The organism is Streptomyces sp. NPDC006265 (genome assembly GCF_040613555.1).
In the GTDB taxonomy this organism is placed as follows: domain Bacteria; phylum Actinomycetota; class Actinomycetes; order Streptomycetales; family Streptomycetaceae; genus Streptomyces.
This window is the reverse complement of sequence record NZ_JBEXSH010000402.1, coordinates 1-7,901: the sequence shown is the minus strand read 5'-3', so window position 1 is coordinate 7,901 and position 7,901 is coordinate 1. Positions and strand designations below refer to the sequence as shown.

The window sequence follows — 7,901 nt, the reverse complement described above, 5'->3', positions numbered from 1 at the left end:
GGGCCGGGCGCCCCCGGGGTGCCGGCCGCGCCGCGGCCGGGCGACTCCGAGCCTCCCGCCCGCCCGCCCGGGCCCACGGTGGCACGGCAGGACGCCCTGCTCGCCGAGCACGCCGCGGAGATACTGGCCCGCTTCGGCGTGGGTCTCCGGGCCGTTCCGGGTGTCACCGCGGCGGACCGGACCCGGATGACCGCGTGGGCGCGGCGGGTGCTCGGCGAGGCCGGGCCCGCCGGACCCGCGCGGGCGGGCAGGCCGGGCCCCTGGGCGGCTCTGGCGGGGTCCCTGCTGGTCGAATCGGCCGCCGCCCGCGTTGTTGACGAGGACGTCCACCCGGGGCAGGCCGGCGAACAGGCGTCCCACGGCGTCGGCGTCCCGGACGTCCAGCGGCATGAACTCGATGCCGGGCAGCGGGACTTCCGGGGGCCGGCGGGCGCAGACCACGACCTCGGCGCCCGCCTGTGCGAAGGCACGCGCGATGCCGGCACCGACGCCGCGGGTTCCGCCCGTGACGACGGCGACCTTCCCGTCCAGTTCCATGCGCTGCTACCTTTCCACCTAACAAACGTTTGGTGGAAAGGTAGCTGATGCGGCCATGGGTGTCTCCACCTCGTGCGGGGAAAAGGGCATAGCCGTCGTCACGGTCGACTTCCCGCCGGTGAACGCCCTGCCGGTGGCGGGCTGGTTCGCCCTGGCCGGCGCGGTGCGTGCCGCCGGACGCGACCCGGAGGTCCGGTGCGTGGTGCTGGCCGCCGAGGGGCGCGGGTTCAACGCGGGTGTGGACATCAAGGAGTTGCAGGCGGACGACCGGGAGCACAGCGCGCTGCGCGGGGTGAACAGCGGCTGCGCGGAGGCCTTCGCGGCGGTCTACGAGTGCGAGGTGCCGGTCGTGGCGGCGGTGCAGGGCTTCTGCCTGGGCGGCGGCGTCGGCCTGGTGGGCAACGCGGACGCGATCGTGGCGAGCGAGGACGCGGTGTTCGGGTTGCCCGAGCTGGACCGCGGTGCCCTGGGCGCGGCCACACATCTGTCCCGGCTGGTCCCCCAGCACCTGATGCGTGCGCTGTACTACACGGCGCGTACGGCGAGCGCGGCCGAGCTGCACGCGCACGGGTCGGTGTGGCGGGTGGTGCCGCGCGCCGAACTGCCCGCCGCCGCGCTGGAGCTGGCCCGGGAGATCGCGGCCAAGGACGGCCGGCTGCTCCGTCTGGCCAAGGCGGCGCTCAACGGCATCGACCCCGTGGACGTGCGCCGCAGCTACCGCTTCGAGCAGGGCTTCACCTACGAGGCGAGCCTCAGCGGGGCGGGCGCGCGGGTCCGCGACCGGTTCGGGCGGGAGGGAGCGCGATGAGGGACAAGACGATGCCGGCGGACGAGGCCGTGTCCCGGCTGTCCAGCGGCATGACCCTCGGCATCGGCGGCTGGGGCTCGCGCCGCAAGCCGATGGCCCTGGTGAGAGCGCTGCTCAGGTCGGGGATCACCGACCTCACGGTCGTCTCGTACGGCGGCCCGGACGTGGGCATGCTGGCCGCGGCCGGGCGGATCCGGAAGCTGGTGACGGCCTTCGTCACCCTCGACTCGATCCCGCTGGAGCCGCACTACAGGGCGGCCCGCGAGCGGGGCGCGTTCGAGCTGACGGAGATCGACGAGGCGATGCTCCTGTGGGGCCTGCGGGCGGCGGCGAACCGGCTGCCGTTCCTGCCCGTGCGGGCGGGCTTCGGCTCGGATGTGATGCGGGTCAACCCCGGCCTGCGGACGGTCACGTCGCCGTACGAGGACGGGGAGACGCTCGTCGCCGTGCCCGCCCTGCGGATGGACGCGGCCCTGGTGCACGTCAACCGCGCCGACCGGTCGGGCAACGGGCAGTACCTGGGCCCGGACCCGTACTTCGACGACCTGTTCTGTGCGGCGGCCGACACGGCGTACGTGAGCTGTGAGCGGATCGTCGAGACGGCCGAGCTGACGAAGCAGGGGCCACCCCAGACGCTGCTGATCAGGCGCCACACGGTCACCGGTGTCGTCGAGGCGCCGAACGGGGCGCATTTCACGTCCTGCGCGCCCGACTACGGCCGGGACGAGGCCTTCCAGAAGACGTACGCGACCACACCCTGGCCCGAGTTCGAGGCCGGGTTCCTCGCCGGGGACGAGCAGACGTACCAGTCGGCCGTGCGGGAGGGGACATGACCGGGCCCACCCGCGCCGAGTACTGCGTGATCGCCTGCGCCGAGGCCTGGCGGGACGACGGCGAGGTGCTGGCGAGCCCCATGGGCTCGATCCCCTCGATCGGCGCCCGCCTGGCCCGGCTCACCTTCGCGCCGGACCTGCTGCTGACCGACGGCGAGGCCCTGCTCGTCCGCCCGGACGGGACGCCCGAGGGCTGGCTGCCGTACCGCGAGCATCTGGCCTGGGTCACGGGCGGGCGGCGGCACGTGATGATGGGCGCGAGCCAGATCGACCGGTTCGGCAACCAGAACATCTCGTGCATCGGCGACTGGGAGCGGCCGAGGCGGCAGCTGCTCGGGGTGCGCGGCGCCCCGGTCAACACCCTGAACAACCCGACCAGTTACTGGATCCCGAGGCACTCCCGGCGGGTCTTCGTGGACCGGGTCGACATGGTCTGCGGGGTGGGCTACGACCGTGCGGACGGGTCGCGCTACCACCGCATCCCGCGGGTCGTCTCCGACCTGGGCGTCTTCGACTTCGCCACGCCCGACCACTCGATGCGGCTGGCCTCGCTGCACCCGGGCGTCACCGTCGATCAGGTCAAGGAGGCCACGGGCTTCGAGCTGACCGTCCCGGACGAGGTGCCGGCGACCAGGGAGCCGAGCGACGAGGAGCTCCGGCTGATCCGCGAGGTCGTCGACCCGGCCGGGGCCCGGGCCCGGGAGGTCGCCGCGTGAGGGGGACGGCGCTGACCCGGCTGACCGGCGTCCGTCATCCGGTCGTGCAGACCGGGATGGGCTGGGTGGCCGGTCCCCGTCTGGTCTCCGCCTCGGCGAACGCGGGCGCCCTCGGCGTCCTGGCCTCGGCGACGATGACGCCGGACCGGCTGCGCGAGGCCGTACGGGAGGTGAAGTCCCGGACGGACGCGCCGTTCGGGGTGAACCTGCGCGCGGACGCCGCCGACGCGGGCGACCGCGTCCGGATCCTGATCGAGGAGGGCGTCCGCGTCGCCTCCTTCGCCCTCGCCCCCTCCCGGGAGCTGATCGGCGAGCTCAAGGAGGCCGGTGTGGTCGTCATGCCGACCGTGGGGGCGCGGCGGCACGCCGAGAAGGTCGCGGCGTGGGGCGCGGACGCGGTGCTGGTGCAGGGCGCGGAGGGCGGCGGGCACACCGGCGAGGTGGCCACGACGGTGCTGCTGCCGCAGGTGGTGGACGCGGTGCGGATCCCCGTCGTGGCGGCGGGCGGCTTCTTCGACGGGCGCGGGCTGGCCGCGGCCCTCGCCTACGGGGCGGCTGGCGTGGCGATGGGCACGCGGTTCCTGCTGACCTCGGACTCGACCGTGCCGGACGCGGTGAAGGCGCGGTACCTCGCGGCGACCGTGCGGGACGTGGCGGTGACCCGGGCGGTGGACGGGCTCCCGCACCGCATGCTGCGCACGGAGCTGGTGGACGCCTTGGAGGACACCGGCCGGGCCCGGGCGCTGGTGCGGGCCGTGCGCGCGGCGGCCGGATTCCGGCGGCTGTCCGGGCTGACCTGGCCGCAGCTGGTCCGCGACGGGCTCGCGCTCAAGCACGGCAAGGACCTGTCCTGGAGCCAGGTGCTGCTCGCCGCGAACACGCCGATGCTGCTCAAGTCGGCGATGGTGGACGGTCGTACGGACCTGGGGGTGATGGCGTCCGGGCAGGTCGCCGGGGTGATCGACGACCTGCCGTCGTGCGCGGAGCTGGTGGAGCGGATCGTGAGGGAGGCCGACGAGACGCTGGCGCGGCTCACAGCCGTTCGATGACCGTCACGTTGGCCTGGCCGCCGCCCTCGCACATGGTCTGCAGTCCGAACCGGCCGCCGGTACGCTCCAGTTCGTGCAGCAGGGTCGTCATGAGCCTGACGCCGGTCGCGCCGAGGGGATGGCCCAGTGCGATCGCGCCGCCGTTGACGTTGACCCGGTCCGGGTCGGCGCCGGTCTCCTTCAGCCAGGCCAGGACGACGGGGGCGAAGGCCTCGTTGATCTCGACGAGGTCGATGTCGTGGATGCTCAGGCCGGTCTTCTTCAGGGCGTGGGCGGTGGCCGGAATGGGGGCGGTGAGCATCCGGATCGGGTCCTCGCCGCGCACCGAGAGGTGGTGCACACGGGCGCGGGGGGTGAGCCCGTGGTCGCGCACGGCCCGCTCGGAGGCCAGCAGCATCGCCGCCGCCCCGTCGGAGACCTGCGAGGAGCAGGCTGCGGTGACGGTGCCGCCGTCGAGGACCGGCTTGAGCCCGGCCATCTTCTCCAGGGAGGTGTCCCGGCGTGGCCCCTCGTCGACGGTGACCTGCCCGTAGGGCACGGTCTCGCGGCCGAAGCGCCCCTCGTCGACGGCCCGCACCGCCCGCTGATGGGAGCGCAGGGCGAACTCCTCCTGGTCCTGCCGGCTGATCCCCCACTTCACGGCGATCATCTCGGCGCCCACGAACTGGTTCACGGGCTTGTCGCCGTACCGGGCCCGCCAGCCTGCACTGCCCGCGAAGGGGCCCTGCGTCAGCCCGAGCGGCTCGGCGGCCTGCCGGGTGGCGAAGGCGATGGGGATCATCGACATGTTCTGCACCCCGCCCGCGACCACCAGGTCCTGGGTGCCGGAGAGCACGGCCTGCGCGGCGAAGTGCACGGCCTGCTGCGAGGAGCCGCACTGCCGGTCGACGGTCACGCCCGGCACCTCCTCGGGCAGCCCGGCCGCCAGCCAGCAGGTCCGCGCGATGTCCCCGGCCTGCGGCCCCACCGCGTCCAGACAGCCGAGGACGACGTCCTCCACGGCGGCCGGGTCCACGCCCGAGCGGTCCATCAGCTCCTTCAGGACGTGTGCGCCGAGGTCGGCCGGGTGGACGGCGCTCAGCCCTCCCCCGCGCCGCCCGACAGGCGTGCGGACCGCTTCGACGATGTAGGCCTCGGCCATGACGACTCCCTCGCACCTAGGGTTATTCGCGTACGGCGATCCCGTCCAGCACCATCGACAGGTACTGCCGGGCGATCTCGTCCGGGCTGTGCTGTCCGCCCGGCCGGTACCAGGACGCGGCGACCCAGACCGTGTCGCGCACGAACCGGTAGGTGAGCCGGACGTCGAGGTCGGCCCGGAAGGCCCGCTCGGCGACGCCCCGCTCCAGCGTGGACAGCCAGGCCCTCTCGAACCGACGCTGCGATGCGGCGAGGAACGCGAACCGCTCCTGCGCCACGAGCTGCCGGCTCTCCTTCTGGTAGATCGCGACGGCCGCGCGATGCCGGTCGATCTCCCGGAACGACTCGGTGACCAGGGCCTGGAGCGTCTCGCGCGGTCCGAGCCCGGCGCCGAGGACGGTGTCGTAGCCGTCCCACAGCTCGTCGAGGAAGGTGCGCAGGATCTCCTCCAGCATCGATTCCTTGGAGTCGAAGTGGTAGTAGAGGCTGCCTGCGAGCATCCCCGCGTGGTCCGCGATCTTGCGGACGGTGGTGGCGTTGTAGCCCTGTTCGGCGAATACCTCGGCGGCGGTGGCGAGGAGTTCACGGCGGCGCGCGGGCGCTGCGGCGCTCACCTGGGGCTTCTTCTTGGTCGGCACATCGTCCATTGTCCTAGGCCCGTTGACTGCTGACGGCGACGACCTCGCCCGTCATGTACGAGGAGTAGCCGGACGCCAGGAACACGATCACGTTGGCCACCTCCCAGGGCTCGGCGTACCGTCCGAAGGCCTCACGCGCGGTCAGTTCCTCCAGCAGTTCCGCCGAGGTGACCTTCGCCAGGTGCGGGTGCATGGCGAGGCTCGGCGAGACGGCGTTGACCCGGACGCCGTACCCGGCCGCCTCCAGCGCCGCGCACCGGGTCAGGGCCATCACCCCGGCTTTCGCGGCGGCGTAATGCGCCTGTCCCGCCTGCGCGCGCCAGCCGACGACGGAGGCGTTGTTGACGATCACGCCTCCCCCCGACTCCCGCATCAGCCGCAGGGCGGCGCGGGTGCACCGGAAGGTGCCGTTCAACGTCACGTCCAGGACGCGGGACCACTGCTCGTCGGTCATGTCGACGAGCTCCGCGGTGCCGCCCAGACCGGCGTTGTTGACCACGACGTCGAGGCGCCCGTGCTCCGCCGCTGCCGCCTTGAAGAGGTCGCGCACCTGTGTCTCGTCGGTGACGTCGCAGGGCACCGCGGCGACCGACTCCTTGCCGAACTCCCCGGCCAGCCGGGCCGCGTACTCCTCGAGCCGTCGCGCATGCGCGTCGCTGATCAGCACGCGGGCCCCTTCCTCCAGGAAGCGCCGCGCCGTGGCCCCGCCGATCCCCGCACCGGCCGCCGCGGTGACGACGGCGGTCCGCCCTTTCAGCAGGCCGTGCCCGGGCACGTACGCCGGGCTCTCGACGTCTGTCATGGGCTCACGCTAACCTACCAAACACTTGTTAGGGAAGGATGGGCGGCCATGGACCTGGCGTTCTCCCCGCAGGACGAGGCGTTCCGCGCCGAGGTGCGGGAGTGGCTGCACGCGCATGTGCCGCGCGCACCCCTGCCCTCCCTGGAGACCGAGGAGGGCTTCGCCGCGCACCGCTCCTGGGAGGCGGAGCTCGCCGCGGACCGCTGGTCGGTCGTCAACTGGCCCTCGCGCTACGGCGGGAGGGACGCGGGGCTCCTGCGGTGGCTGCTCTTCGAGGAGGAGTACTGGGCGGCGGACGCGCCGGGCCGCGTCGGCCAGAACGGCATCCAGCTGCTCGCCCCGACCCTCCTCGACCACGGCACCGAGGAGCAGCGGGCCCGGATCCTGCCCCCGATGGCCTCCGGCGAGGTGGTCTGGGCGCAGGCCTGGTCGGAGCCCGAGGCCGGTTCCGACCTGGCGTCCCTGCGGGCGAGGGCCGTGCGCACGGACGGCGGCTGGCTGCTGACCGGCCAGAAGACCTGGTCCTCGCGGGCCGCCTTCGCCGACCGCGCCTTCGGCCTGTTCCGCAGCGACCCCGACGCGGCGAGACCCCACCAGGGCCTGACGTACCTGATGTTCGGCCTGCGCGCCCCGGGTGTCACGGTCCGCCCGATCGCCCGTCTCGACGGCAAGCCGGCCTTCGCGGAGCTGTTCCTGGACGAGGTCTTCGTGCCCGACGAGGACATGATCGGCGAGCCGGGCCAGGGCTGGCGGATCGCGATGTCGACGGCGGGAAACGAACGCGGTCTGATGCTCCGCTCCCCCGGCCGCTTCCTCGCGTCGGCCCACCGGCTGGAGGCGCTGTGGCGGCGGCAGGGCGGCCCGGCGTCCGCGCGGGACCGGGTGGCCGACGCCCTGATCGGCGCCCGCGCCTACCGGCTCTTCACCTACGCGGTCGCCTCCCGCCTCCTGGACGGGGAGAGCGCCGGCCCCGAGTCGAGCCTCAACAAGGTCTTCTGGTCCGAGCTGGACATCGCGCTCCACGAGACGGCCCTCGACCTGCTCGGCCCCGACGGCGAGCGGGGCGACACCGACTGGGCTCAGCGGTACGTCTTCGCCCTCGCCGGCCCCCTCTACGCGGGCACGAACGAGATCCAGCGGGACATCATCGCCGAGCGCCTGCTCGGCCTGCCGAAGGGCCGCCGCTGATGCCGGGGGCTCTGGTGCCGCGACAGGCGACGATCGCCCCGTCGCACACGTTGCCTGCCACGGCACGACCGAAGGGGCACCTCTGATGCGCTTCCTCCTCGATGCCGAGCAGCGGGCCCTCCAGCGTGATGTCGGGGACCACCACGTCCGTGGCCGTCTGCACGTCGACCACGTTGTACGTGTTCACCCC

At 73.5% G+C, this 7,901-nt stretch carries 10 protein-coding genes; 5 read left to right on the top strand and 5 right to left on the bottom strand.

Features of this window, described 5'->3' with window-relative positions; genetic code table 11:
- On the bottom strand, positions 1-537 hold a 537-nt coding region (locus ABZ281_RS28190; protein ID WP_356659891.1), incomplete at its 3' end, for an SDR family NAD(P)-dependent oxidoreductase.
- Positions 538-592: 55 nt separating this feature from the next.
- On the opposite strand from ABZ281_RS28190, the gene ABZ281_RS28185 reads away from it, so the two are divergent.
- From ABZ281_RS28185 to ABZ281_RS28170, 4 genes are read left to right on the top strand one after another with little or no spacing between them, the layout of a single operon-like run.
- On the top strand, positions 593-1,345 hold the full coding sequence (locus ABZ281_RS28185) for an enoyl-CoA hydratase family protein (protein ID WP_356659889.1): 753 nt from the start codon (positions 593-595) through the stop codon (positions 1,343-1,345).
- Positions 1,342-2,178: a CoA-transferase gene (locus ABZ281_RS28180; RefSeq protein ID WP_356659887.1), complete on the top strand. Its 837-nt coding sequence runs from the start codon at positions 1,342-1,344 to the stop codon at positions 2,176-2,178. Before ABZ281_RS28185 ends, ABZ281_RS28180 begins: the two co-directional genes overlap by 4 nt.
- Complete coding sequence (locus ABZ281_RS28175; RefSeq protein ID WP_356659885.1) at positions 2,175-2,894, top strand: CoA-transferase; 720 nt, start codon at positions 2,175-2,177, stop codon at positions 2,892-2,894. Before ABZ281_RS28180 ends, ABZ281_RS28175 begins: the two co-directional genes overlap by 4 nt.
- Positions 2,891-3,943 (top strand): nitronate monooxygenase, encoded by a 1,053-nt coding sequence (locus tag ABZ281_RS28170; RefSeq protein WP_356659883.1) that lies wholly within the window; start codon positions 2,891-2,893, stop codon positions 3,941-3,943. Before ABZ281_RS28175 ends, ABZ281_RS28170 begins: the two co-directional genes overlap by 4 nt.
- Here ABZ281_RS28170 and ABZ281_RS28165 read toward each other — a convergent pair.
- Genes ABZ281_RS28165 through ABZ281_RS28155 form a run of 3 tightly spaced genes read right to left on the bottom strand, consistent with a single transcriptional unit; the run spans position 3,927 to position 6,523 of the window.
- Entirely contained in the window at positions 3,927-5,084 is a 1,158-nt protein-coding gene (locus tag ABZ281_RS28165; RefSeq protein WP_356659881.1) for an acetyl-CoA C-acetyltransferase, read from the bottom strand. The genes ABZ281_RS28170 and ABZ281_RS28165 overlap by 17 nt on opposite strands.
- Positions 5,085-5,106: 22 nt before the next feature.
- Entirely contained in the window at positions 5,107-5,721 is a 615-nt protein-coding gene (locus ABZ281_RS28160; RefSeq protein WP_356659879.1) for a TetR/AcrR family transcriptional regulator, read from the bottom strand.
- A 13-nt stretch (positions 5,722-5,734) separates the two neighbouring features.
- Positions 5,735-6,523: an SDR family oxidoreductase gene (locus tag ABZ281_RS28155; protein ID WP_356659877.1), complete on the bottom strand. Its 789-nt coding sequence runs from the start codon at positions 6,521-6,523 to the stop codon at positions 5,735-5,737.
- A 48-nt stretch (positions 6,524-6,571) separates the two neighbouring features.
- Between ABZ281_RS28155 and ABZ281_RS28150 the strand changes: the two genes are divergently transcribed.
- The gene (locus ABZ281_RS28150) at positions 6,572-7,711 is read left to right on the top strand and encodes an acyl-CoA dehydrogenase family protein (RefSeq protein WP_356659875.1); all 1,140 of its coding nucleotides are present in this window, start codon (positions 6,572-6,574) and stop codon (positions 7,709-7,711) included.
- Here the strand turns inward: ABZ281_RS28150 and ABZ281_RS28145 are convergent.
- Positions 7,668-7,901: hypothetical protein (locus tag ABZ281_RS28145; RefSeq protein ID WP_356659893.1), on the bottom strand; the 234-nt coding region annotated here is incomplete at its 5' end. The genes ABZ281_RS28150 and ABZ281_RS28145 overlap by 44 nt on opposite strands.